Here is a 24,333-nt window from a genome sequence, read left to right as displayed (position 1 = left end):
CCAATACGTCAATTGGCGTACATGCAAAATTGATCACACTTCTTGTCTTGTGGGAAACTCGTCTTGTTAAATATTTTCAACTCATGTAATTTAAATAAGCAGCATTCGTTTGAATGGCTGGTCATACAGATTCCAATAAAACGAATGATCGCCATGAGCCTTGAAAATCAGATTCCATTACCTAACGGTCAATAGAATCCATCCATATTCCATACGCATCTATGGCTCAACAAAAAATCTTCCGCATTCGACGTGAATACAATCGTTGGGTCGCCAATGAATCGATCGAAGATTATGCGTTGCGCTATACGCCGCACGGTTTCCGTAAATGGTCGGAATGGCGCTTGGGTAACGCAGCTTTTGGTGCGGCCTCATTTTTGGCGCTGGAAGCAATTGGTGGCGCGATTGCCTTGAACTATGGTTTCTCGAACGCAGTCTGGGCCATCTTGGCGGTGGCGATCATTACCTTCCTGACCGGTTTGCCTATCAGTTATTACGCGGCACGTTACGGCATCGATATGGATTTGCTGACGCGCGGTGCCGGTTTTGGCTACATGGGGTCGACGATCAGCTCGTTGATCTATGCCAGCTTTACCATCATCTTTTTTGCACTAGAAGCGGCGATTCTTGCGGTCGCCTTGCAGATGTGGATACCGTGGCCGCTGTGGATTTGGTATGCGATTAGTGCGCTATTCATCATCCCTTTCGTGGCACGCGGCATTACTCTCATCTCGCGCTTGCAACTCTGGACGCAGCCGCTCTGGTTGCTGCTGCTGATTACTCCTTATGTCGCGATCTTCTGGAAAAAGCCGGAGGCGTATACCGAGTTCACGCAGTTCGTCGGTGGGATTTCTAAAAGTAGTGACTTCGATCCGGTCATGTTTAGCGTGGCTGCGACGGTGGCGTTTTCCTTGGTAGCGCAGATCGGTGAGCAGGTAGATTTTTTGCGATTTTTACCTGAAAAAACTGCAGCCAATCGCAAGCGCTGGTGGACTGCAGTCGTGGTTGCCGGTGCCGGTTGGATAGTGCCGGGTGCGCTCAAGATGCTGGGCGGAGCGTTCCTCGCTTATCTTGTTTTCCAGACTGGCGTACCGGCTGCCAATGCGATGGAGCCGACGCGGATGTATCTGCTTGGCTTCTCACATCTCTTTAATGATCCAGCCTGGGTGCTGGCGATTACGCTGTTGTTCGTTGTTGTCTCTCAAGTCAAAATCAATCTGACCAATGCGTATGCAGGATCGCTGGCGTGGTCGAATTTCTTTGCGCGCTTGACGCACAGTCATCCGGGTCGTGTGGTCTGGCTGGTTTTCAATTGCCTGCTTGCTTTGTTGTTGATGAATCTGGGCGTGTTTGCTGCGTTGGAAAACGTACTCGGTCTGTATAGCAATGTTGCCGTTGCATGGGTGGGCGCATTAGTTGCTGATCTTGTCATCAACAAGCCTATGGGATGGAGCCCGAAAGGGATTGAATTCAAACGTGCGCATTTGTATGACATCAATCCGGTAGGGCTGGGAACCATGGTGTTGGCGGCAAGTGTGGGGATTGCTGCTTTCTCTGGCGTATGGGGACATCAGGTCGCGGCGTTCTCGCCATTTATTACTTTGGCCACGGCCTTTATCGTCTCGCCATTTTTGGCATGGGCGACGGGTGGACGTTATTACCTAGCGCGTCAGCCAACAGCAGTTGGTTTGCCTGGGCAAGTAGTGAAGTGCGGTGTGTGCGACAACAGCTTTGAATCCGAGGATATGGCGCATTGTCCGGCGTATGGTGCGCCTATCTGCTCCTTGTGCTGCACGCTGGAATCGCGTTGTCATGATTTGTGTAAAAAGGAATCGCGCACCGCAGAACAAGCGCAGCAGTTGTTGTCAGCATTATTGCCGAGTGCCTTTTCGCATTTAGTCAGTCGGCGCGTGGGCAATTACATGGTCGTGGTCTTGTCCTTGTGTGCCGTGGGCGCAGCCGCGCTTGGTTTGGTTTATGCGCAAGAAATTTCTGCCATTACCTCACTGGATCATCGGGTTCTGATTGACGGTGTCTTCATCAAGATATCGGCAGTGCTCTTGATCATCGTTGCGGTATCGAGCTGGTGGGTAGTGCTGGGTAGTGAAGGGCGACATCTGGCACAAGATGATTTGAATCGACAGAATGAATTGTTGACGCAGGAAATCGATGCGCATCAACGTACTGACGTGGCATTGCAAAGCGCGAAGGAAGCTGCAGAGTCCGCGAATCAGGCGAAGACGCGTTACGTGGCGGGTATCTCGCACGAGTTGCGCTCGCCGCTCAATAGCATACTGGGTTACTCGCAAATCCTGCTCAAGAATGAACAGCTTGATGCAACACCGCGTACAGCGATACAAACCATACATCGCAGTGGCGAACATTTATTGGGCTTGGTGGATGAGCTGCTCGATTTGGCGCGCATTGAAGCGGATCGTATGCGACTTGAACCAGCGCCGATTCTGCTGAGCGCTTTTCTGGATGACTTGCTGAGCATGGTGCGTCCGCAAGCTGAAGCGAAAGGCCTGAAGTTACTGTACACGCACAGTGGCGCGATACCGCATTACGTATTGGCGGACGGTAAGCGATTGCGTCAAATTCTGATCAATTTGTTGACGAATGCCGTGCGTTTTACCGATGCTGGTTCGGTTACTTTGCATGTGGAATTTAATCAGGCCACCATTCGTTTTGATGTGATTGATACCGGCATCGGCATTGCGGTACAGGATAGACAGCGCATATTCCAGCCATTTGAGCGTGGGGCAGCAGGGCGTTTGCGTGGCGAACCAGGTGCAGGTTTGGGTTTGGCCATTACCGAGAAATTGATACTGCTGATGAATGGCAGTTTGAATCTGGTGAGTACACAAGGGAAGGGCAGTACCTTCGTTGTACGTTTACCGCTGACGGAAATCAATGCATTCGAGGCTTTGCCGCAACGCGACGTGATCGGTCATGCAGGTGCTGTACGTACCTTGCTCGTAGTGGATGATCAACCTGTGCAACGACACATGCTAACCGGCATGTTGATTCCCTTAGGCTTCAATGTGCGTGAAGCGGCTAGCGGACATGAATGTTTGGATTTGCTGCAGGATTTTGCTCCCGATGCGATTCTGCTCGATATCGGCATGGATGGAATGGATGGTTGGGAAACAGCCAGACGTGTGCGCACCAGTGGCCAGGCTAACGTGCCTATTATTTTTGTTTCTGCCGATTTGTTTGAAAACGATCCGGAAAAATTACGTTTGGCTGGATGTCAGGATTTTGTCGGCAAACCAGTGCTGGAATCGGAACTGATGCTGGCATTGCAACGTCAACTAGGATTGGAGTGGGTATATGCCAGCATTCCTGAGCAGCACGCAGCTATCGAGACCTTGCCTGAGCAATTACAGTTTCCACAAGCTGTGATAAACCAATTGCTGCAATTGACGCGCATGGGACATGTCGCTGGCTTGCGTCGAGCACTGGATCGCTTGAGCTTGGCAGATCCTTCTCTCGCTGGTTCCTGCATAGTAGTAAGATCATTGCTTGATCGCTTCGAGCTGGGCGCATTGGAGAACGCATTAATGGAGAATGAACGTGCCACATCCCTTGATTGATAATCCGGACGATCGTCCTGTCGTGCTGGTTGTCGATGACGCGCCTAGTAGTTTGGGCGTACTGTGCGAAACGCTGGAGAGCTCTGGCTATACCGTGCTGGTTGCTTGCGATGGCGATACGGCTTTGCGTCGTTTGGCCTTGGTCACGCCGGACATCATTCTGATGGATGCGGTGATGCCGGGTATTTCAGGCTTCGATGCTTGCCGTCGCATCAAGTCCGATATTGCAACCAAACATATACCCGTGATTTTCATGACTGGTTTATCTGATACTTCGCACGTGCTGGAAGGCTTTGCCTGTGGTGGTGTGGACTATGTGGTGAAGCCGGTGCGCGCGCCGGAAGTACTGGCGCGTTTGCACACACATTTGGGTAATGCACGCGTTGCACGATTCGCGCTTGATGCGATTGATGTATCGGGCCTGGGTGTCGTCATGCTGGATCAGCAAGGTGCGATTTCATGGTGTTCGCCATGTGCGACGCAATTGCTGACGCAGTTCGGTATCAAGTCGGATTCGGTCACCTTGCCTAAATCCTGGTGGGATGGTGGCAGCAATATGGAACTGGTTGCTTCCATTACTGAACCAGCCAGTGCCAGCTTATTGGTACGCAATATGGGCGCGGCCGGTATGGATGAAATCATGTTGTTGCTAGAGTTGAGCAGTAATCACATGTTGCCAGCGGGGCGTCTTGCCAGCGCTGCATTGACACCGCGTGAAACGGAAGTACTTTCCTGGCTGGCCAAGGGGAAAACTAATCGTGATATCGGCGATATCCTGCAATTAAGCCCGCGTACGGTGAGCAAGCATCTGGAACACATTTTCGAAAAACTTGGAGTAGAGACGCGCTCGGCAGCAGCAGCCATGGCGAGCGCTCAAGAGAATGTAGATCCACGCCTGACTTCAGGAAAATGGTCGCATTGAAGCAAGACCGTAGTATGTTTTTCAGAATGTAATTTCAAATACGAAAAGTTTTGGATGCCACGCCCAAGGGGATGGCATCCAGACTAATCAATCGTGATGGCAAGCGTCAACAATGCCATGCCAACAGCGATACAGGCGCACAGCCGCTTCTTCAAACGTTCACCTCTTTCTATCAATCGTATGGCGCGCATGCGTTTCGCCATAGGTGATTTCGTACGCTTCATGACAATACAGGCTCGTCCGAAGTCGAGTCAGAAAGTGTGACGTCAAGAATCTTGATCTTTTCGACACGGTTGGATGGCAAGGCAACTTCAATCGTGTTCAATACTTTTCTTCCGATCAGCGCCAGGCCGATAGGCGTCAATACTGAAATGCGTGCCAATTGCGGATCTGCATCGCGTGGACAGACAATGCTCACAGTACGTTTGTCTTCTTCGTTATTGACCGGCGCATACGAAACGCTGGCATGCAGAGAGATATGGCCTTTGCGCTGGACATTGCTGGACAAGATGGTGGACGTGGCAATGATGTCGACCAATTGTTCGCCAGCGTTGATTTCTACTTCGCCCAGGCGCATTAAATGTTCGGCCAAGTGGCTCAAGGCTGCTGCGTCGTTTTGTGTAAGGTAACGTTCGTTTTTCATGATAAAGAGTCTCCACGGTCGAGCATGTAGATCGACCAAGAAATGGCAATACAGTGCAGATGCAAAAAGCATCAACACATCGTGAGGATTTACAGTTGGGTGGCTCGGGAGTGATAAGGAAGGAACGAAGTTTCGTTCCTGTGGACACTCACCGAGCCTAAGGGAGGCAGGCGAGGTCTCTTACGAAAGATGACTGCGAGTACATCTCCGAGATGGCAAACGAAACAGGCGCACGCAACTCTCCCTTGTTCGGCGCAGAACTGATGCGTTTCGACAGGAAGAGTGGCGAGTTCATTGCAAGTTGTTTATGCAAGTGGGGATAGGGTGAGTATAGCCATTTAGAATATTCCGTCAACCCGATGCGCTTTTGTTAATGCTTATTGCTGAATTATTTTGCCAATTGCGCTATTGCCCGCTCGGCTACAAGCAGAGCAGTTGGGGGATTTATGCCCTCTTCAAGAAGGTTGCCTGTGTATCAGGAAAATGCAGCCCACAGCAGAGACAAGCCGGAGCAAAACAGCAGTGCATCGAGTATGTGCTGGAAGGCCTGATTACTCAATTTCAGTACCACGATTTTTCCAACGAAGGTTCCTGCCATCAGCGATGCGCCAACCAGCAAGCCTTTGACGAAAATTTCCAGCGGCATCGCACCGAATTCTCTGAAGGTAATGACCTTGGCGACATACAGCACCAGCGAACTGGCAGCTTCTGTCGAGAGAAATGCGCCTTTGACCAAACCGTAGGATGTGAAAGCGGGAACACTGAGCGGACCAGTCGATAACACGATCCCGGTAAGAAAACCGATGATGGCGCCGATGATGGACAACTGCCACAGTTTGATGCGGAAGTTGCGCGCCATTAGCCAATGTCTGGTCGGCACCATGATAATGAAAAAAATGCCGAGGCAGATTTCGATCAAATGGGAAGGCAAGACCAGCAAGGTGCGCGCGCCGATTGCGGCAGCCGGCACGCCGGTAATTGAGTAGGCCGCAAACGCACGCCAATCGACCAGCTTCCACCAAGCCATGACGCGTGCCAGATTTGCCATGACAGCAGCGACAGCCATGATAGGTACAGCCTGTTTAGGGCCAAAGGTGAATACCAATACCGGCAGCAGCATGATGGATGAGCCGGTACCGATAACGCCGCTAATGGCACCGGCAAGCAGTCCAACCATCAGGACGAATATGTAGGAAGTCATGTTTTATGTGGGTGACATTCGCTGTCGCTGCGCGCTTCTTGTCGAATGTGTTCGCTATAGTAATGCAAGCCAGAATTCCTGGCTTGAAGGTGTTGTAAATGCAAAACACGGTACAGAAGGTTAAACTCTCGCTACATTACCGAGATAGTTATGAGCATAGTAGATAACAGAAAAGCATTTCACGATTACTTCATCGAAGACCGCTACGAGGCCGGCGTCATGCTGGAGGGCTGGGAGGTCAAGGCGATACGCGATGGCCGTGTGCAATTGAAGGAAGCGTACGTCATCGCACGTGGCAACGAGATTTTTCTGTTCGGCGCACACGTCAGCGCCTTGAACAGTGCTTCATCGCATGTGCATCCAGAAGCGGTGCGTACGCGTAAGCTTTTGCTACATGCAGCAGAAATCAAGAAACTGTTAAGCAAAGTCGATCAATCCGGCTTTACGATGGTACCGCTTAATCTGCACTGGGTACGCGGTCGGGTGAAGTGCGATATTGCTTTGGCAAAGGGCAAGAAAGAATACGACAAACGCAACACTGAAAAAGACCGCGACTGGATGCGTGAGCATCAAAAGATCATGAAGATACACCGTCGCTAAAACTGCATTTGTGTATGTCCGCTATCGGCCATAAGCCGACATTGACTAGCACCGTGTCAAATATTGGAGTGATGATTGAATGAGTCAAGAGGACACAAAATCGCAGTTCAGTGCACGATTGCTTCGGCCTAAAGAATTGGGGCAGGGTAACTCATGGGCTTTCGTCATTCTGCCCCAAGAGGTCAGCGCAAAGCTGCCGAGGCGTGGTCGAACAACAGTAGATGGGACAATCAACGGTCAAGGTTTCAGGGCTTTGCTTGAGCCGGACGGTCAAAAAAGTCATTGGCTGCGGATTGATTCTGAGTTGCTGGAAGCTTCAGGCGCCGCTTGTGGTGACATCGCGCAATTTGAAATCATGTCTGTGGCACTAGAGCCTGAACCGGACGTTCCTTCTGACTTAGTTGAAGCGCTAGAGGCCAATCCCGAGGCGCGAACTACCTGGGATGCCACAACGACTATTGCTCGTCTAGACTGGATACATTGGATTACTACCGCCAAGCAGGAAAAGACGCGCAAGAAGCGGATCAGCGATGCATGTGACATGCTTGCGTCAGGAGAGAAGAGAGTTTGCTGTTTTGATCAGTCGGGTTACTACAGCAAGGCTTTCAGCGCACCGCAAACTTCAGATGAATAGATGGTCATATTTAGAAGTGTAGCCAAAGGCAATGTTTTCACTTCAAGGAAAATAAAATTTCAGACCATAAATTAAGCGCCGAAGAACTGGCACGTATCAGCGATACCACGCTGGATCATTACAACCAGCGTGCAGAAGCGTTCTGGGAAGGCACGCGCACGCACGATGTCAGCCAGAACATTCAATCCTTGTTAAAACACATTGAAGTTGCGGCGCCATTCAAGATATTGGATCTGGGCTGTGGTCCGGGCCGCGATCTGAAAACCTTCAGCGATCTTGGTCATGTCGCCATTGGCCTCGATGGTTCTGCTGAGTTTGCGCAGATGGCGCGCGACTATGCCAAATGCGAAGTATGGCAACAGGATTTTTTGCAGCTTGATTTGCCTGAGCAATATTTCGATGGCGTATTTGCGAATGCATCCTTATTCCATGTGCCGGCCCAGGAATTACCACGCGTATTGCAGCAGCTATATGCAACGTTGAAGCAGGGCGGTGTACTCTTCACATCCAATCCGCGTGGCGAAAATCAGGAAGGTTGGAGTGGTGGTCGTTATGGCAGCTATCACGAGTTAAGTGCCTGGCGTCAATTCATGACGGATGCTGGTTTTACTGAACTTGATCATTATTATCGTCCAGCAGGATTGCCGCTTGAGCAGCAACCCTGGTTGGCAACAATTTGGCGCAAGTAGTAAGTGAGTCGCTAACTAGTCGTTGGCGTCGGTTTTCGTATCAGGAAGACAATTGCTGCTGCAAACAGACAAGCGATACCGGCAGCATACAAGGCTGGTGTGTAAGTCATCAAAATAGTACGTGACAAACCTGCACCATAGGCTGCGATTGCACCGCCGATTTGATGTGCGGTAAAAATCCAGCCGAAGATCATACCTGCGCGTTCTTTGCCAAATTCGGCACCTGCCATCTTGACGGTGACCGGCACAGTGGCAAACCAGTCCAAACCGTAGAACATGGCAAACATCGACAAGCCATAGAGTGTGAACTCGGAATACGGCAACCACAGCAAGGACAAGCCACGCAAGCCGTAATACCAGAACAGCAGTTTGCGATTGTCATAACGATCGGATAACCAGCCAGAGACGATGGTGCCGATAAAATCGAATGCACCGATGATCGCCAGCACGCTCGCAGCTGGAACCGCCGCCATTCCATAATCGCCGCACAAGGAAACGAAGTGCGTCTGTATCAGACCACTGGTGCTCAAGCCACAAATGAAGAATGTACCGGCAAGTACCCAAAAAGTGCGATTGCGTGAAGCACTACGCAATACACGGAAAGGTTCCATCATCGTCATGTGCGCTTGTGACGGTGGCGGCAATACGATGGCAGGATCAGCACCGTAAGGAGCAATACCTACATCGTAAGGTCGATTGCGCACGAACATGAAAGCAAGAACGGCAACGATGGCGCAGCAGAAAAACACTGGCAACACCGCCATGCGCCAACCGTAGTGTTGAATCAACCATGCACCGAGAGGCAGAAATACCAACTGCCCGGTAGCGGAACTGGCCGTCAACAATCCCAAGATCAAACCACGCCGTTTTTCAAACCAGCGATTGGCAACCACAGCACCCAACACCAGTGCTGTCAGACCTGTGCCAGTACCCAGCACCAAGCCCCACAGAAAAAACATTTGCCAGAGTTCTGTCATCTGCGTAGACAAGAGCAGACAGGCGGCTACCAGTATCAATGCCGTTGAAATGACTTTGCGCAAGCCGAAGCGTTCCATGAAGATCGCTGCGAACGGGCCGATGAAGCCGAAGAGTACATAGCGCACTGCGACTGCGGATGAAATCTGATCGTTGCTCCAGCCGAATTCCTTGCTCAGTGGTTGCAGCAGCACGCCGGGCAAGCCCAGCGCGGCGGACGATATCAACATCGTCAAAAAGGTAATCGCAACGATTACCCAGGAAAAATGTATACCTTTGCGATCCAGCCAGGTTGACAGCGATTGAGCAAGCATAAAAATCCTATAGTCGGATCAGTAAAAAAGAAAGTCAGGGAAACGTTCAGGGCGCGGTATTGCCGATCAATTGCTCACGTGCGACAGCCAGGAGTTCATTGGAAATCGGATAACCTTCAGTGGCGCGTGCGACGGCCATTGCGCCGACCAACATGCTCCATTGCGCCAGCGCAGTCTTGCGTCGCACAGCGGCATCGGGCGAGGTACACAAGGATGCGAGGATCTCGATCAATTCTTCCGTACCTGCGACATAAGCAGCACGCACTGGTTTGTCGAGTGGTTCGCGCGCCACATCGGTGGTGAGCGCAGCGCCAGGGCAACCACTGCCGACATCGCGCACTTTTTGCGAAGACAGGTAGCCATCGATGATGGCGTAGAGCGCTTCCTGTTCGTTCGTCGTGGGCTTCATGCGTTCTTCCCAGCGCGCAGATGCTTCGCTGAAAGCGGTGGCGCAGGCCACGGCCGCCAATTCATCCTTGGATGCAAAGTGACCGTAAAAGCCACCATGCGTCAGCCCGGCAGCAGCCATCAAATCCGCGACGCTGACGCCGTTAAAACCCTTTTCACGGAACAGCTTGGAAGACGCTTGTTCGATGGCGGTACGATTGAGATCAGTTTGTTCTTTGGAGACGCGAGGCATGATTCAACCTTGAAGGAATTGATTGAATTGGATAATAGATGATGATCATCATAAATTCAATAGATGTTGGTTATCATCTAAAAAATAGTGGATTTTTTGCGACAGGGATTGGTAGTCAGGATGTCTCTGTACACCGATTTGATCGGTGGCGATGCATTGCTATACGAGCAAGAATATGAGCGCATCACGACATCGGCAGCACTTCGATGATGTGCTGCCGATGTCGCCAGTTGATGTCTATTACATCGTTAAATCATGCTGTCAGGCGCGGCGCACGACAGGTTGACGAAATCCGATGGCAAGACGATTCCACGCATTCATTGTGACAATCGCAAAAGTCAGGTCGGCGATTTCTGCATCGGTGAAATGGACTTTCAGAGGATTAAAATCTTCGTCATCGGCGTGATTGTGCTGCAAGTTGGTGACGCTTTCTGCCCATGCCAATGCGGCACATTCGCGTTCGCTAAAGAACGAAACTTCACGCCAGGTCGACAGGCTGTTAATTTTTTGCGCATCCTCTCCCTCAGCCAACAGATCACGCCAATGCAGGTCTACGCAGTAAGCACAGCCGTTGATCTGTGATACGCGCTGAAAAACTAAATCGATTAAAGGTTTTCCCAGTGTTGAATCAGTCAATGACGCTGTCAGCGCGAGCATGGCTTGATAGGATTTAGGTGCGAGGGAGGGATAAGCAAGGCGTAGAGCGGACATTGAAAACTCCTGGAAACGTTAATGGAAGGCGTCTTGTGACTACCTATATACAAGACGTTTGCTTGCTAAGTTTTGTGACAGGATGGATCAATAATTATTCAGAGCATACGGTGTTCGTATTACAGTTGATTAGCTTGATGTGATTCAGATTGTTGCTGCGTAATGTATTTCAGCTTGTCTGGGTTGCGTACTGTATAGATCGCCGCAATGCCGTTTTCATTGATGACAAAGGAGAGTGCAGATTCCAGCTTGCCATAGAAATATCGCAGCAATCCGATCTCGCCATTGATGTGCACAAAGCGATAGCTGATATGCGCTCCATGGCGTCGTGCAATGGCAAAGAAAAGGCGGGCGACGCGATCGGCACCATGCAAAGGTTGGAACGTGGATGGCATCTTGCCGCCGCCATCACCCATGACAATCGCATCGTCGGAGAACAAGGCCATGATGCGATCGTGTTGTCCCGACTGTGCCGCCTCGATGAACTTCTCTAGCTGCGCTTTATGTGTCTCAGCGGTGATGGTGAAACGTGGCTCTTCCAGCTGCACGCGTTGTTTTGCTCTATGCACGAGCTGACGGCAAGCCGCTTCCGTTTTGCCCAGAATGCGGGCGATATCAAGATAATCGTGATCGAAGACTTGCTTGAGAAGAAAGGCAGCTCTTTCCTCCGGAGCGAGACGTTCCAGTACGACCAGTAGCGCATAAGCTATATCCTCAGATCGTTCTATCGAGGCTTCTGGTGTTTCTGAAATAGGTGCCACCATAGGTTCCGGCAACCAGATGCCGACGTAGGCTTCGCGCTCCGTTTTTGCTGCACGCAGGCGATCAATCGCAAGACGTGTAGTGACCGTTACCAGCCACGCTTCTACGCTATTCAATCCAGCTACATCTTCATTTTGCCAACGTAGATAAACGTCTTGTACGACGTCTTCTGCATCGGCGCGAATGCCAAGCATACGGTAAGCGATGGAAAACAGGCGAGGGCGATGTGCCTGGAAGAGTTGTAGGTTATCGGTCATAGGTGCGTGGATCATCAAGAAAGCTGTCTGAACAATGTGGCTTGTAACGCCGTATATGTATCAGACGGGCGACTTATTCGATTTGTGACAGGCTTGTCGGGAGTAAAGTACAGATACGCTTAAAGTGCCGATTGTATGTAGCAAGGGTAAGGCAACTTTAGCATGCGATGGACGTCTATCTCACGAGAGCATTGATCAACGAACTTGGTGCAATGATGAAAATATACAAAAAGAAAGATTTACCCGTCGCAGAAATACGCCGCCATCTGGAGCCTGGGCCTATTGTGCTGCTCACCTCACGCTGGAAGCAGCAAACCAACATCATGACTATGGGCTGGCATACGGTGATGGAATTTACGCCCTCATTGGTCGGCTGCATTATTGCCGGCGGCAATCACAGCTTTGAATTGATACGCAAGAGTGGGGAATGTGTGATCAACATTCCGACGATGGAACTGATCGATGAAATTGTGGGTATTGGTAATTGCTCAGGTGCAGAGATCGACAAGTTTGAAAAATTCAAACTGACGCAGGCAGAAGCAAAGAAGGTCCAAGCACCGTTAATACAGGAATGCTTTGCCAATATCGAATGCAAGCTCTTCGATAAAAGCCTGATAGGGAAATATAACTTCTTTATCTTTGAAGTAGTGAAGGCGCATGTGGCCGTCACACCCAAGTATCCGGCGACGGTGCATTACACCGGTGACGGTGTGTTCAAAGTGTCAGACAAAACGATAAGCCGTCGCGCCAAATTTCTGCCGCAAAACCTTTAATTGATATTACGTAGAACCGATCAAAAATCAGTCCATGTGCAATCGTCGCCGGCATCAGCATCACTTCTACGCTGAATCGCTTCCATGATCAACGGTTCGGCTGCCAGCCATTTTTCCATGATCAAGGGGTCATCGGATTCGCAGAAAATCGCGCTGAATAGTTTGTTTTCGACAGCGTAGATATTGAATATCGCGGTATTCACGATTTTTGAGTAAAAGCGCCGCGTTTCCGCATCCATGTCGACAAACATTTTTCTGTCACTCATATCAATACCTCACATAGAGATGATCGGATGGTTACGCCAATTCATTATATGCGGCTTACGAAAAATGAAAGGCTGTTTTACCCATTCTTTTATCTAAACGCGGATAAGGCTAAATCGGAATACAAATATTTGAAATATTCATTACGGACAAAAAAAGAGCAAACACGAATGTTTGCTCTTTTTGACGATGAATCATCAGAATGTTGACAAGGATTTCATCAAACCTCGTCTATGTTGCTGATTACCCTATGAATCAATACGCACCCATGTAGTCACGTTTGCCGATTTCGATGCCGTTGTGGCGCAAAATGGCATAGCTTGTCGTGATGTGGAAGAAGAACTGCGGCAGGCCAAAAGTCAGTAGATAAGCCTGAGCATTGAATTTTTTCTCTTTCGGTGTGCCTGGGCGGAGCACGATTTCGCGTTCTTCCTGGCCATCGATCTGCGCTGGTGTCAGAGCATCGAGAACCGCCAAGGTTTTAGTGATCAGCACTTGCAGGTCAGCGAAGCTTTTTTCGCTATCGTCGAATTTTGGCACTTCTACGCCAGCCAAACGCGAGGAGATGCCGCGTGAAAAATCGCAAGCAACTTGTACCTGACGAATCAAAGGGAACATGTCCGGGAACAAACGTGCTTGCAGATAAGCATCAGGAGAAATGCTTTTCGCTGTTGCATATTCTTCAGTTTTCTTGAGGATATCGCTGACGCTATTGAGCATTTGCTTGAAAACAGGAACAGAGGCGGCGTAAAGAGAAATGGTCATGTGACTTCCTTGGGTGAATGTGACGTGATTATAGGCAGGAATGCGAAGTAGCGTCGGCTACCGCTTTAACTTGTCTGGCGCGTCGCTATAGGCCTGCTGTTGCACAACAAATCCATCGAATGCGGCGAGTAGAGGCAAGTATCTTTCCGCGTTTTGCTCCAGCTGCATCAAAGCATAACAACTTGCTTCAAAGGAAGAGAGTTGATCCGGCTTGTGCGCTTTGCGTATCGTGTAGTGCGATGCAGGTGGATCGGCCAAAGGCAGGCGCGGCAGTTGCTGCAGCAATGGATTCAAATAGAGCATCTTGCGACTTTTACGCCATGTGCCATCCAGCACGACCAGGCGATACTGAACGGCTTCATCTTGTTTTGGATATTCGAATGGTGGCGGTGCTGAGATGTTTTGGTCTTCGGATGTGTCTGGATACAGAAGAATCGGGTAGATCTGCTTGTTGGCTGGAGCAACAGAATCGGTGTTGGGAAAAGCATCATACAACCAGGCATGCAATTCTTCCTTGCCAAACGTTTCGCCAACGATCAAGCGACTGTGCGGCAAACTCAGATGCAACAGGCGTGCGCTGCCTTTGGCATTGCTGACTTCCAGTGGATGCTGAAGGAAAAGTACTTCCACCTCATGTGCTATTGGTGTAATCCAATGACAAATGCAGGTGCTTTGTGGACGCAGGCAACGTATGCAGCTAAGGCGTTTGGTAGTAGATGTCATGCTAAAAGGCGGAAAAACGCTGAGCGAGCTTTTGGGCGCGGAAACGCTCCAGAACAAAGTCGACAAAGGCGCGTGTTTTTGCCGGTAATAATTTCTGTGCCGGGAAGTATAGCGAGAGCGTGCCAATATCAACATACCAATCGGGCAAGACGCGTATCAGCTTTCCGCTTTCCAGATAAGAGAGCGCATTCGGCATGGAAATCAAGGCTATGCCTAAACCGGCTTGCGCTGCTTCACATGCAGCATCCGGATCGCTCATGGTCATGCGTACTCGTAAAGAAATAGGAGCCTGCTCATTAACGCGATTGCGTAGCGACCATGGACGGATGCGACCGGTTTGTGGCGAACGGATGAAGATGCCATCGAATAAACTCAACTCGGCGGGCGAAGTCAGCGGTGCTTTATCTGCAAAATAATCAGGTGCGGCAACCAGCACGCTATGGCCCGGCCCCAAGGTACGCGCAACAACGCCGGGTGGCAGTTCGAAGCCGCCGCCAATCGCTGCATCGAAGCCTTCTGCAATCATATCGACGCGACGGTTGTCGAAATGCCAGTCTGGTGTGATCGCTGGGTAGCGCTCGAGGAATTCACTCAGCAAGGGCACGATGTAGGTGCGGCCGAATCCGGTTCCCATGCTGATTTTCAAGGTGCCGGCAGGTTGACCATCGGCGCTGGCCAGATTGGCGACGGCGGACTGGATAGTCGCGAGGCCGCCACTGACTTCTGCCAAAAAGCGTTCGCCAGCTTCCGTCAGCGTGAGGCTGCGTGTACTGCGCTGGAATAGGCGAACGCCAAGATTGGATTCCAGCTTGGCGACATTTTTTCCTACTGCTGCAGAGGTTAAACCCAAGCGCCGTGCGGCTTCCGAGAAGCTTCCGGCTTCTGCGCTACGGACAAAACACTCGATACTGCTCATCGTTTCCATAAGCCACCTTAAACCATTGGTTTCAATAGATTATAGAGATTGCTAGCTAGTCACAACATAATCCTTATTCGATACTGATTTCCGTGGTCTCGCTACTTAAACAAACTTACGGAGAAATAATCATGTCGAACACAATACTAAAAACCTTGGCTGGCAAAGTTGCTTTCATTCAAGGTGGCTCTCGCGGTATCGGCGCGGCCATCGCCAAACGCCTTGCACGTGAAGGCGCTGCGGTTGCGTTGACTTATGTCAGTTCAGCCGATAAAGCGCAGGAAGTCGTGAAATCGATAGAAGCTGCAGGCGGTCGTGCATTGGCTATTCATGCAGATAGTGCAGATGCTCATGCGGTGAAGAAAGCGATTCAAACTGCTGCCACGACATTTGGCGGTATCGATATCCTCGTCAACAATGCAGGCGTGTTTGCCATGGCACCGCTGGAAGATTTCAAACTGGAAGACTTTGATCGTACGGTTGCAGTTAATGTACGCAGTGTTTTTGTTGCTACGCAAGAGGCTGCGCGTCACATGGGTGAGGGTGGTCGCATCATTACTATCGGTAGCACCAATGCTGAGCGCATGCCGTTTGCTGGTGGTGCTGTCTATGCGATGAGCAAATCTGCGATTGTCGGTTTGACCAAAGGCTTGGCGCGCGATCTTGGGCCGCGCGGCATTACGGTCAATAACGTACAACCTGGTCCAGTTGATACCGAGATGAATCCTGATAGCGGCGACTTAGCAGAAACCTTGAAAGGCATGATGGCGATCAGTCGTTACGGCAAGGATGAAGAAATTGCCAGTTTTGTTGCTTATCTAGCGGGTCCTGAAGCGGCTTATATAACAGGTGCGAACCTGACGATAGATGGTGGTTTTTCAGCGTAAATGTTTAAACGGGCTTGCATCAGCAAGCCCGTTTGTATGTTGAATTTTAAAAGAAGAAGGTGAGATTCAGTAATACCTGACGTGGATCGCCCATGGCGACGACGTTATTGCTCAAGCCGCCTGCATAGTAGGTTTTATCGAACAGGTTCTTGACGTTCAAGGCCAATTTATAGCCGTTGCCGAGATAACTGACGGCGGCATCAGCCACGGTGTAACTCGGAATCACATAGTTAAATGAGTAGCCACGTACAGTGCCGACATAACGCAGCCCGCCACCGATACTCCAGCCTTGCAATGCCGCGTGTTTGAAACGATAGGTGCTCCACACGGAAGCACTGTGGCGAGGCACGTTGTTTAGTGGTTTGCCTACGTTTGCGATGGTGTTGTCTTTGGTGACTTCACTTTCCGTATAGGTATAGGCGCCGCTCAGATTCCAGCCGTTACGCAAATCCATTGCGGTTTCAGCCTCGAAGCCGCGAGTGTGTTGTTCGCCGGTTTGTACGCTGAAGGTCGGGTGGGCAGTATCAGTTGTCGAAACGTTTTGCCGTTTCAGGTCGTATAAAGCGATGCCCGAAATAATGCGTCCGCCATCGGCTTCAAACTTCATGCCGATTTCACTTTGTCGTCCTGTCTCCGGTTTGAATTGCGCGCCACCGAAAGTGGTGCCGCTGACAGGGAGGAAGGAGTCCGCATGGCTGATGTAGGTCGCAACACCTGGTGCGATGGTGTACATCAAGCCTGCGCTGGATGTAGTTGCCAGATTCTTTTGTGTTTGCGTAGTGCCGGTTTTGTTATTCACCGTTTCAGTTTTGCCATCTTCGCGGCGCACTGCCAGTTGCAGACTAAGACGATCATTGAGTTGAATTTGGTCACGCAGATAGATGGCGGCGGATGAAATCGTTGTAGTGGCGTCTTTTTCCCAGCTAGCAGGACATGTAATGGGTGAACCATACACTGGTTGGAACAAGTCGATGGTACCAATTGCGCAAGAACTGGATTTGAAACGATCTCTATCCTGAGCGAGATCAAGACCGACCATGACGGTGTGTTTCATACCCAGCAGATCAAGTTTCTTTTCAAGATTGGTATCTAGTCCGAGAACGCGACTTCTGGAGTCTTGCAAAGTGACCGTGCGACTTTGCGTACGTTGATCACTCTGATCAAGCGCCCCATTGAAAACAGCTCGTCCTTGCATCGATTGTTCCTGCCAGCGAAAATTCTGTCGCAACTTCAAATCAGGTGCGAAGCGATGTTCCAGTGCATAACCGACACGATACTGTTCCGATGTGTAAGGGCCGAAAGCCGGTTCGCCGATAAAACGATTGGTAGGGATTTGTCCATTGACGTTGGGAAGCACTGTTCCATAAGGCGACAAACCTTGCTGACGTATGTATTCGTTGTAGTTGTAACTGGTGAGCAGAGTGAAATCGGTGTCCGGCCCCAAGTCGAGTGACAGCGAAGGTGCCAGCCAACGATGTTTTTGATAAACGAAATCGGTAGGGTCACCGCGGTCCAGTACCAGACCATTGATGCGGAATGCGGTTTTGCCGTTCTCTGAAATCGGTCGTCCCAGATCGAAGGTCGCTTGTTTGAAGTCGTCGCTCCCCACAGTAATTCCAGCTTCGTTGAAGGCATCGCTGCGTGGTCTCTTGCTGACCATATTGACCATGCCGCCAGGCTGTACTTTGCCGAACAAAATGGAAGCCGGTCCTTTCAATACTTCTATACGTTCCATGCCGAATGGTTCTTGTGCAACCCATGCGTTTTGCGACACCGACAAGCCATCGAGAAACACCGATTCAGTAGCACGTTGACCGCGAATGAAAAAATCATCCCAGCCGCGCCGACCTAGGCTGGCGGAATTGACGCCAGCCACATTGCGTAAAGCATCGGTAAGGGTGACAGCTTGCTGCGAATCGAGCAGCTCGCGCGTCAAGACAGAGATCGATAGCGGAGTCTCCATTAGTGTGGCATCGGATTTGGTGCTACCAGAAGCTTTCTTGGCGATAAAGCCTGTGTCGCCGCTTTGCACAGTGACTTCCGGTAGGGTGACAGTTGCCTGATCTGGCTCGACCTTACTTTGTGCGGAAGCGAGCTGTGTATGGAAAGGGAAAAATAATGCCGCTACAGCGGCGGCAATGAGTTGTTGCTTCAAGATAGCCTCAAAAATCGATGCGGCAAGCCGCTGATAAATCGTATTGGCTGGCGATCGAGAAGAACTGGCTGGCTATATGTGGAGTGACATTTGCTGACCGTCGGAAAGTGCAAGTCAGGTCAAAAAACGGGCATCTGGGTGCCCGCTTATCATTTGATCGTAATGATAATTATTCTTATTAACTTATGCAAATCATTTCTGACTTGAGACTGCAAGGTGTCGTTTTTGAGGTGGAAATTGATCAAATCCTTGCGCTACAGAATCAATCTTTTTCTCTCGCCAGCATCAGGAATTCATTTCTGAGACCAAGGTTGGTACGCATCTCACCCAGCAATGCCGATGTGATGGTTTCTTCACCCGGTGTGCGGATGCCGCGGCTTTCCATGCACATGTGGCGGCAGCGGATGACGACGCCGACGGACAAGGGCTGTACGTGTTCCATCAGCGTATCGGCAATCTGTATGGTCAGACGTTCCTGTACTTGCAAGCGCTTGGCAAAGCAATCGACCAGTCGTGTCAGCTTGGAGAGGCCGACAATTTTGCCATTCGGTGTATAGCCGATAGTTGCGGTGCCGAAGAAGGGCGCAAGGTGATGTTCGCAATGACTGTACACAGGAATGCCGCGCACAACGATCAATTCGTTGTACTGCTCGGCACCATCTTCAAAGACCTTGAGGATTTCTGCCGGGTCTTGATCGTAGCCTGAAGTCCAGTGCTTCCACGCTTTCTCTACGCGTTTAGGCGTTTCGAGCAAGCCTTGGCGATCAGGATTTTCGCCCAGATGACTTAACAGTCGACGCCAATCGTGCGTTGAAAAATTCTCGTGTTCGCTATCCGTTGTGCTGTGCACCAGTGGTGCTTCATTCGATGGGTGTTCGTCGGGGAAAGGTGTTTTTTTCATTTTATGCATTCAGGCGATGTGTTCGCCAGTATCGGATAGGTAATCATATTGCGGCGCTTTTTTCACATACTAGTTGAAATTGGCAAATCGCATCGTCCCCCGTATTGTCGCGCAGAATGCCGTAACGGTTCTTGCATTAGATAAGGCGCTGAATTTCAGTGAGGAAATGGTTGCGGAAAACAGCGACCGCATACATTGCGATGCGGTAAGAAAGTGACGGGTTTATACATTGTAAGTCTAGACAAACTGCCTATACTGAAAGCGGAGCAGGTCAGTAAAGGAGACATCATGAGACATAGACTTTATTACTTCCTTCCAGACGTAAACAGCGCGCATCGTGCGCTTGATGACATGTTGCTCAATCGTATTGAGATAAGACATATCAGTTTTATTTCTGGCGGTGCATCCCTTCCACACGATATGCCGGAAGCCAATTTTCTGCTTAAAACAGATGTCTTGCACGGTGCTGCTGCCGGCATGATTATCGGCGCTTTGCTTGGTATGGCATTTGGTGGCTTATTGATAGGCTATTACGATCTGGGACCGGCAACGGTGCTGGTGACGACGATTATGGGCGTCTTGTTTGGTGGTTGGGCATCGAGTATGGCCGCAGCGGCTATGCCTAATTCTCAGCTAAGAAAGTTTTATCCAGAACTGGAAAAAGGCAAGATATTGATGATTGCCGATGTTCCTTCTCGTCGTGTTACCGAGATTGAAAAAATGCTCGCAGAGCGTCATCCAGAAATGCACTTTAGAGGTGAGGAGCCGCATATTCCGGTTTTCCCTTGATGAGGTTTTACGAACAGGTTATTTGCAATAAGTATGTGATGGAAATATCTGGCCGTTGGTGGCGCGGACGTTAAGACGGCTGGTCGCTTGTGCGGTAGTTACCGAGTCCGCAAGTATGACGATCGGTGACTGTTTTCTTTACGGAGGTTGCTATGGAACTTCACATGCATTCGCATCGGTGGGAGCAACGCATGCCAGATTGGACTGTGGCAGCGGTTTCTGGATTTGCCGCAGGCGCGGTGTTGATGGTGCTGGAATTACTGTGGGCGACAATTATTATGGGTGATAGCCCTTGGGTTACATCACACATGGTTGCCGCAATCGTCATGGGACAAGATGTGCTGCAATCCACTGATTTCAGCGTGAGCGTCGTGGTGGCAGCATTGGTTACCCACTATGTGTTGGGTATCGTCCTGACCTTGATTCTGGCTGCGATTATCGTGCCATTTCATTTGGATTCAAGCATAGGTATGGTAATGCTGACTGGTGCGGTATTCGGTATAGCGGTTTATCTGTTTAATTTTTTCGGTATGGTGCATTTCTTCTCGTGGTTTGCCGAGATGCGTGGCTTCACCACTATGCTGGCTCATGTCATTTTCGGTGTGGTTGCGGCTGCGATGTACTGGAAATTGGAGCAAGCACAAAAGTAATGCGTTTCGATATTGCATGATCAGTTGATCATGTCGCGCTTGTAAAAAACGGTGGCAGACCAATCGCGGTCTGTCACCGTTTTTTTATGTTCACTTGCTTCAATAGCCGATGGTAAAGCGCTGACGCGAATGTGCAGGTTTTTCCAATTCATCGATAAAGGCGATGGCAAAATCCTTGAACGAAATCCAGCTTCTGCCTTTGGCATCGATCAGCAAGTCGTCTTTGCCCAAACGGAATTTTCCGGTGCGTGCTTCTTCGACGAATTCTGCGGATGGCGACAGGAAGGTCCAGTTCAATTCTTTTTCCTTCAACAGTGCATTGAGGAAAACGCCGCCTGCGGTGGCTTCTGCCTTGTAAGCTTCTGGGAAGTCAGGTGTCTCGATCACTCTTACGCCAGGTGCGACAAACAAGCTGCCGGCACCACCGACCACCAGCAAGCGTTTCACGCCAGCTTTCTTGACCGGATTGATGATGGCATCGGCCGGGATGGTGGAGAAGTGCGCTGCGCTGAACACCGCATCATGTCCGGCCACGGCTTTTTCCAACGCTGCTGCATCAAGTACGTCTACATTTTTTGTAGTGAGGCCAGGGCGTGCTGCGAGCTTGGATGTATCACGTGCGATGGCAGTAACGGTATGGCCACGACGCAGTGCTTCTTCCAGTAATTGGCTGCCGGCACGACCGGTTGCGCCGATGATTGCGATGTTGCTCATGTGTTTCTCCTAAAAGGTTGAATGACACTCGTAGCTTAGTTGCTTAAATTGGATATAAAAAGCGTATTATTTGACATAGTTTGTTTCTAAAAACGGTCAAATCATGGATCGCATCACCGCAATGCAAGTGTTTGTCACGGTCGTTGATAGCGGTAGCCAGTCGGCTGCAGCGGATCAACTCGATATGTCACGCCCCGTCGTTTCGCGCTATCTGGCCGAGCTGGAAGAGTGGGCCGGAGCGCGCTTGCTGCATAGAACGACGCGCAAGCTTAGTTTGACTGCCGCCGGGGCAGAAATGTTGCCGCGCTGTCGCCAGATACTGGAATTGGCAACGGACATGAAAACAGTCGTGGCGTTGCCGGAAGATGCGCCACAGGGTTTGCTCAGAATCACGGTCAGCAATTCTTTCGGGCAGGCGCATCTGGCAGAAGCCGTGGCTGCTTATGTAAAGCGTTATCCGGGCGTGACGGTCGATATGCTCTTGCAGGATCGCGTAGTCAATCTGGTGGAGGAACGCATCGATCTGGCGATACGCATCAGCAAGGAGTTGGATCCCAATCTGATTGCGCGCAGATTCACAGTTTGTCGCTCTGTGGTGTGTGCTGCACCTGAGTATTTGCATGAGCACGGTACACCAACATTGGCGGAGCAATTAGTTTTGCATAACTGCCTGACGCATTCCTATTACGGCAACGTGTGGCTGCTGGAGTGCGACAATCTTCCGGTAAATATAGCGGTAAAAGGCAATATTAGTGCCAATGATGCAACGTCTTTGGTGCAAGCCACGCTGGCCGGAGCGGGCATCACCATGCTGCCGACCTTTCTTGCCGCACCTTTCATTCAATCCGGCCAGTTGATTGCGCTATTGCCGGACTATCACCCGCAAGAATTTGGCATATTCGGCGTGTATGCGTCGCGCAAGCACATGCCGGCGACTTTGCGCACGATGCTGGATTTCCTGGCAGAACGTTTTACCGACGAGCCGTTATGGGACCGGGCGATCTGAGCTGCGAAATAATGGGGCATTTTTATGCCGAAAGCGGTAAGATTTGACATTGCTGCTTCGCAGCATTATTTTCATCTAAGGATGAATTTTTTGCATGTGTGGTGCTAAATGTCGAATGCTATGATCCCGGAGCCAGCAAAACTGGCTCTTATTTGACCGGTATTTATCCTGCACCGGCTGTCGCAAACGTCTGCCAATCCAGCACATGTAGCAATTTAGTATGAGTATTGTCTCCTTTGGAGGCACTGCACCATCCGGCATGAGCAGAAGGCGAAATTTCGCTTTCTGTGCTTTCGGCCTGACAATTCTGAATTAACACATTAAATATGAGCTCCATTCCTCTTAGCAGTACCTCCAGCGCGCGCGAAAAGCTGGAAGATAGTATTTATGCCAAAGTAACCTTGCGGTTGCTGCCTTTCTTGTTCCTTTGTTACGTTGCGGCTTATCTCGATCGCGTCAACGTGGGCTTTGCCAAGCTCAGTATGTTGAACGACTTGCAGTTCAGCGAAACAATTTACGGCCTCGGCGCTGGTATCTTCTTCATCGGTTACTTCCTGTTTGAAGTACCAAGTAACATCATCATGCATAAGGTTGGTGCGCGCCGCTGGATCGCCCGCATCATGATCACCTGGTCCATCCTGTCTGCTGCGACCATGTTCGTCACTACGCCGACCATGTTCTATGTGATCCGCTTCCTGCTGGGTGTAGCAGAAGCCGGTTTCTTCCCAGGCATCGTGCTGTACCTGACCTACTGGTTCCCGACTTCGCGTCGCGGCCGCATGAACGCTTTGTTCATGATTGGTATTCCTATCGCTGGTGTGGTCGGCGGTCCTTTGTCGGGCTGGATCATGAATGCCTTCGCTGGTGTTAATGGCTGGCACGGCTGGCAATGGCTGTTCCTGCTGGAAGCGATTCCTTCGCTGGCACTCGGCATCATGACTTTGTTCTACCTGCCTAACAGCATCCGTTTGTCTTCCTGGTTGTCGGACAGCGAAAAAGCAATCCTCGAAGAAAACATCGCCAAAGACAATGCTGTCGGTAGCAAATCGCACTCGGTAGCGAGCGTCTTCACCAATCCAAAAGTCTGGTTGATGGCTGCAATCTACTTCTGCTGCATGATGGGTCTGTATGGCATCAGCTTCTACTTGCCAACTTTGGTAAAAGCTTCAGGCGTTAAAGATGCATTGGACGTCGGCCTCTTGACCGCGATTCCATACACCTGCGGCGTGATCGCTACCTTGCTGGTTGCACGCAGCGCTGACCGTATGCGTGAGCGTCGTTGGCACTTTGCGATTGCAAGTGCATTGGGTGGTATCGGCTTGTTCCTGAGCACGATCTATGGCGACAACGTAGTGTTGGCGTTGATGGCATTGTCCTTGGGTACTGCCGGTATGCTGTCGACCATGCCAGTGTTCTGGACCTATCCAAGTGCAATCCTGGGTGGTGCAGCTGCTGCAGCTGGTATCGGCTTGATCAACTCGGTCGGTAACCTGGCAGGTTTCGTCAGCCCAACTATCGTTGGCTGGTTGAAAGACGTCACTGGCAGCACCAACGCTGGTATGTACTTCGTGGCTGGCGCTTTGATACTGGGCGCATGCCTGGCTCTGTTGCAACCACGTTCGCTGGTGAACAAGTAAGCATCGCTGCTTGTTACTAGTTGAAAAAAAAGCCCGCTTATGCGGGCTTTTTTATTGTCTGAGATTTTTCTAAGAGGACGATTGGATTTTTAACGTCGATATAAAAAAAGCTACTTGTTGTTGCCAACAAGTAGCCGAAAAGGCCGTCGAAAATTAAACGACCTATGGGGTACACACGGTAATTAGTTACAGAAAATCAGACTGCCGAC

25 protein-coding genes are annotated in these 24,333 nt (G+C 50.4%); 11 read left to right on the top strand and 14 right to left on the bottom strand.

Features of this window, described 5'->3' with window-relative positions; genetic code table 11:
• Positions 1-221: 221 nt before the first annotated feature.
• Together AC07N2_RS14600 and AC07N2_RS14595 are read left to right on the top strand one after the other, a co-directional pair.
• On the top strand, positions 222-3,596 hold the full coding sequence (locus AC07N2_RS14600) for a hybrid sensor histidine kinase/response regulator (RefSeq protein WP_494778900.1): 3,375 nt from the start codon (positions 222-224) through the stop codon (positions 3,594-3,596).
• The gene (locus AC07N2_RS14595) at positions 3,571-4,518 is read left to right on the top strand and encodes a response regulator (protein WP_494778899.1); all 948 of its coding nucleotides are present in this window, start codon (positions 3,571-3,573) and stop codon (positions 4,516-4,518) included. Before AC07N2_RS14600 ends, AC07N2_RS14595 begins: the two co-directional genes overlap by 26 nt.
• Before the next feature lie 83 nt (positions 4,519-4,601).
• On the opposite strand, the gene AC07N2_RS14590 is transcribed toward AC07N2_RS14595, so the two are convergent.
• The 3 genes from AC07N2_RS14590 to AC07N2_RS14580 form a co-directional block, all read right to left on the bottom strand.
• Entirely contained in the window at positions 4,602-4,742 is a 141-nt protein-coding gene (locus tag AC07N2_RS14590) for a hypothetical protein (protein ID WP_494778898.1), read from the bottom strand.
• Positions 4,739-5,161 carry a GreA/GreB family elongation factor gene (locus AC07N2_RS14585; RefSeq protein WP_494778897.1) on the bottom strand — a complete coding sequence of 141 codons (423 nt, stop codon included), beginning with the start codon at positions 5,159-5,161 and terminating at the stop codon, positions 4,739-4,741. The genes AC07N2_RS14590 and AC07N2_RS14585 overlap by 4 nt, the downstream gene beginning before the upstream one ends.
• A 475-nt stretch (positions 5,162-5,636) precedes the next feature.
• Entirely contained in the window at positions 5,637-6,362 is a 726-nt protein-coding gene (locus tag AC07N2_RS14580) for a sulfite exporter TauE/SafE family protein (RefSeq protein WP_494778896.1), read from the bottom strand.
• Between the two features lie 150 nt (positions 6,363-6,512).
• Between AC07N2_RS14580 and smpB the strand changes: the two genes are divergently transcribed.
• From smpB to AC07N2_RS14565, 3 genes are all read left to right on the top strand, one after another.
• Positions 6,513-6,962 carry an SsrA-binding protein SmpB gene (smpB, locus tag AC07N2_RS14575; protein WP_494778895.1) on the top strand — a complete coding sequence of 150 codons (450 nt, stop codon included), beginning with the start codon at positions 6,513-6,515 and terminating at the stop codon, positions 6,960-6,962.
• Positions 6,963-7,041: 79 nt separating this feature from the next.
• The gene (locus AC07N2_RS14570; RefSeq protein WP_494778894.1) at positions 7,042-7,596 is read left to right on the top strand and encodes a YdeI/OmpD-associated family protein; all 555 of its coding nucleotides are present in this window, start codon (positions 7,042-7,044) and stop codon (positions 7,594-7,596) included.
• Between the two features lie 56 nt (positions 7,597-7,652).
• Positions 7,653-8,285, top strand: a complete 633-nt coding sequence (locus tag AC07N2_RS14565; RefSeq protein ID WP_494779261.1) for a class I SAM-dependent methyltransferase — start codon at positions 7,653-7,655, stop codon at positions 8,283-8,285.
• 11 nt (positions 8,286-8,296) lie between these two features.
• Here the strand turns inward: AC07N2_RS14565 and AC07N2_RS14560 are convergent, their stop codons facing one another.
• From AC07N2_RS14560 to AC07N2_RS14545, 4 genes are all read right to left on the bottom strand, one after another.
• A complete protein-coding gene (locus tag AC07N2_RS14560; protein ID WP_494778893.1) occupies positions 8,297-9,574 on the bottom strand; it encodes an MFS transporter in 1,278 nt (425 codons plus the stop codon).
• A 46-nt stretch (positions 9,575-9,620) separates the two neighbouring features.
• Positions 9,621-10,214, bottom strand: coding sequence for a TetR/AcrR family transcriptional regulator (locus AC07N2_RS14555; protein ID WP_494778892.1), 594 nt, complete (start codon positions 10,212-10,214; stop codon positions 9,621-9,623).
• A gap of 261 nt (positions 10,215-10,475) precedes the next feature.
• Positions 10,476-10,925, bottom strand: a complete 450-nt coding sequence (locus tag AC07N2_RS14550) for a carboxymuconolactone decarboxylase family protein (protein ID WP_494778891.1) — start codon at positions 10,923-10,925, stop codon at positions 10,476-10,478.
• 119 nt (positions 10,926-11,044) lie between these two features.
• Positions 11,045-11,944: an RNA polymerase sigma-70 factor gene (locus AC07N2_RS14545; protein WP_494778890.1), complete on the bottom strand. Its 900-nt coding sequence runs from the start codon at positions 11,942-11,944 to the stop codon at positions 11,045-11,047.
• 215 nt (positions 11,945-12,159) lie between these two features.
• Here AC07N2_RS14545 and AC07N2_RS14540 point away from each other — a divergent pair, with 215 nt between their 5' ends.
• Entirely contained in the window at positions 12,160-12,717 is a 558-nt protein-coding gene (locus AC07N2_RS14540) for a flavin reductase family protein (RefSeq protein ID WP_494779260.1), read from the top strand.
• A 20-nt stretch (positions 12,718-12,737) separates the two neighbouring features.
• On the opposite strand, the gene AC07N2_RS14535 is transcribed toward AC07N2_RS14540, so the two are convergent.
• The 4 genes from AC07N2_RS14535 to AC07N2_RS14520 form a co-directional block, all read right to left on the bottom strand.
• Positions 12,738-12,983: a hypothetical protein gene (locus AC07N2_RS14535; protein ID WP_494778889.1), complete on the bottom strand. Its 246-nt coding sequence runs from the start codon at positions 12,981-12,983 to the stop codon at positions 12,738-12,740.
• A 253-nt stretch (positions 12,984-13,236) separates the two neighbouring features.
• Positions 13,237-13,746, bottom strand: coding sequence for a DUF1993 domain-containing protein (locus AC07N2_RS14530; RefSeq protein ID WP_494778888.1), 510 nt, complete (start codon positions 13,744-13,746; stop codon positions 13,237-13,239).
• 57 nt (positions 13,747-13,803) lie between these two features.
• A complete protein-coding gene (locus AC07N2_RS14525; RefSeq protein WP_494778887.1) occupies positions 13,804-14,469 on the bottom strand; it encodes a tRNA-uridine aminocarboxypropyltransferase in 666 nt (221 codons plus the stop codon).
• Position 14,470: 1 nt separating this feature from the next.
• Complete coding sequence (locus AC07N2_RS14520) at positions 14,471-15,394, bottom strand: LysR family transcriptional regulator (RefSeq protein WP_494778886.1); 924 nt, start codon at positions 15,392-15,394, stop codon at positions 14,471-14,473.
• Positions 15,395-15,516: 122 nt separating this feature from the next.
• Here AC07N2_RS14520 and AC07N2_RS14515 point away from each other — a divergent pair, with 122 nt between their 5' ends.
• Entirely contained in the window at positions 15,517-16,272 is a 756-nt protein-coding gene (locus AC07N2_RS14515; protein WP_494778885.1) for a 3-oxoacyl-ACP reductase family protein, read from the top strand.
• Positions 16,273-16,318: 46 nt separating this feature from the next.
• On the opposite strand, the gene AC07N2_RS14510 is transcribed toward AC07N2_RS14515, so the two are convergent.
• Positions 16,319-18,427, bottom strand: coding sequence for a TonB-dependent siderophore receptor (locus AC07N2_RS14510; RefSeq protein ID WP_494778884.1), 2,109 nt, complete (start codon positions 18,425-18,427; stop codon positions 16,319-16,321).
• Between the two features lie 262 nt (positions 18,428-18,689).
• Positions 18,690-19,328: a GTP cyclohydrolase I FolE gene (gene folE / locus AC07N2_RS14505; protein WP_494778883.1), complete on the bottom strand. Its 639-nt coding sequence runs from the start codon at positions 19,326-19,328 to the stop codon at positions 18,690-18,692.
• A gap of 288 nt (positions 19,329-19,616) precedes the next feature.
• Between folE and AC07N2_RS14500 the strand changes: the two genes are divergently transcribed.
• Both AC07N2_RS14500 and AC07N2_RS14495 read left to right on the top strand, forming a co-directional pair.
• On the top strand, positions 19,617-20,117 hold the full coding sequence (locus AC07N2_RS14500; protein WP_494778882.1) for a DUF1269 domain-containing protein: 501 nt from the start codon (positions 19,617-19,619) through the stop codon (positions 20,115-20,117).
• 152 nt (positions 20,118-20,269) lie between these two features.
• Complete coding sequence (locus tag AC07N2_RS14495; protein ID WP_494778881.1) at positions 20,270-20,767, top strand: hypothetical protein; 498 nt, start codon at positions 20,270-20,272, stop codon at positions 20,765-20,767.
• 99 nt (positions 20,768-20,866) lie between these two features.
• On the opposite strand, the gene AC07N2_RS14490 is transcribed toward AC07N2_RS14495, so the two are convergent.
• The gene (locus AC07N2_RS14490) at positions 20,867-21,481 is read right to left on the bottom strand and encodes an NAD(P)-dependent oxidoreductase (protein ID WP_494778880.1); all 615 of its coding nucleotides are present in this window, start codon (positions 21,479-21,481) and stop codon (positions 20,867-20,869) included.
• A 103-nt stretch (positions 21,482-21,584) separates the two neighbouring features.
• Between AC07N2_RS14490 and AC07N2_RS14485 the strand changes: the two genes are divergently transcribed.
• Both AC07N2_RS14485 and AC07N2_RS14480 read left to right on the top strand, forming a co-directional pair.
• The gene (locus AC07N2_RS14485; protein ID WP_494778879.1) at positions 21,585-22,487 is read left to right on the top strand and encodes a LysR family transcriptional regulator; all 903 of its coding nucleotides are present in this window, start codon (positions 21,585-21,587) and stop codon (positions 22,485-22,487) included.
• A gap of 326 nt (positions 22,488-22,813) precedes the next feature.
• Entirely contained in the window at positions 22,814-24,124 is a 1,311-nt protein-coding gene (locus AC07N2_RS14480; protein ID WP_494778878.1) for an MFS transporter, read from the top strand.
• Positions 24,125-24,333 lie beyond the last annotated feature (209 nt).

Source organism: Herminiimonas sp. GW821-FHT09C12 (assembly GCF_059416385.1).
Note: the sequence above shows the minus strand (reverse complement) of the source record. Positions and strands in the feature narration are given on the sequence as shown.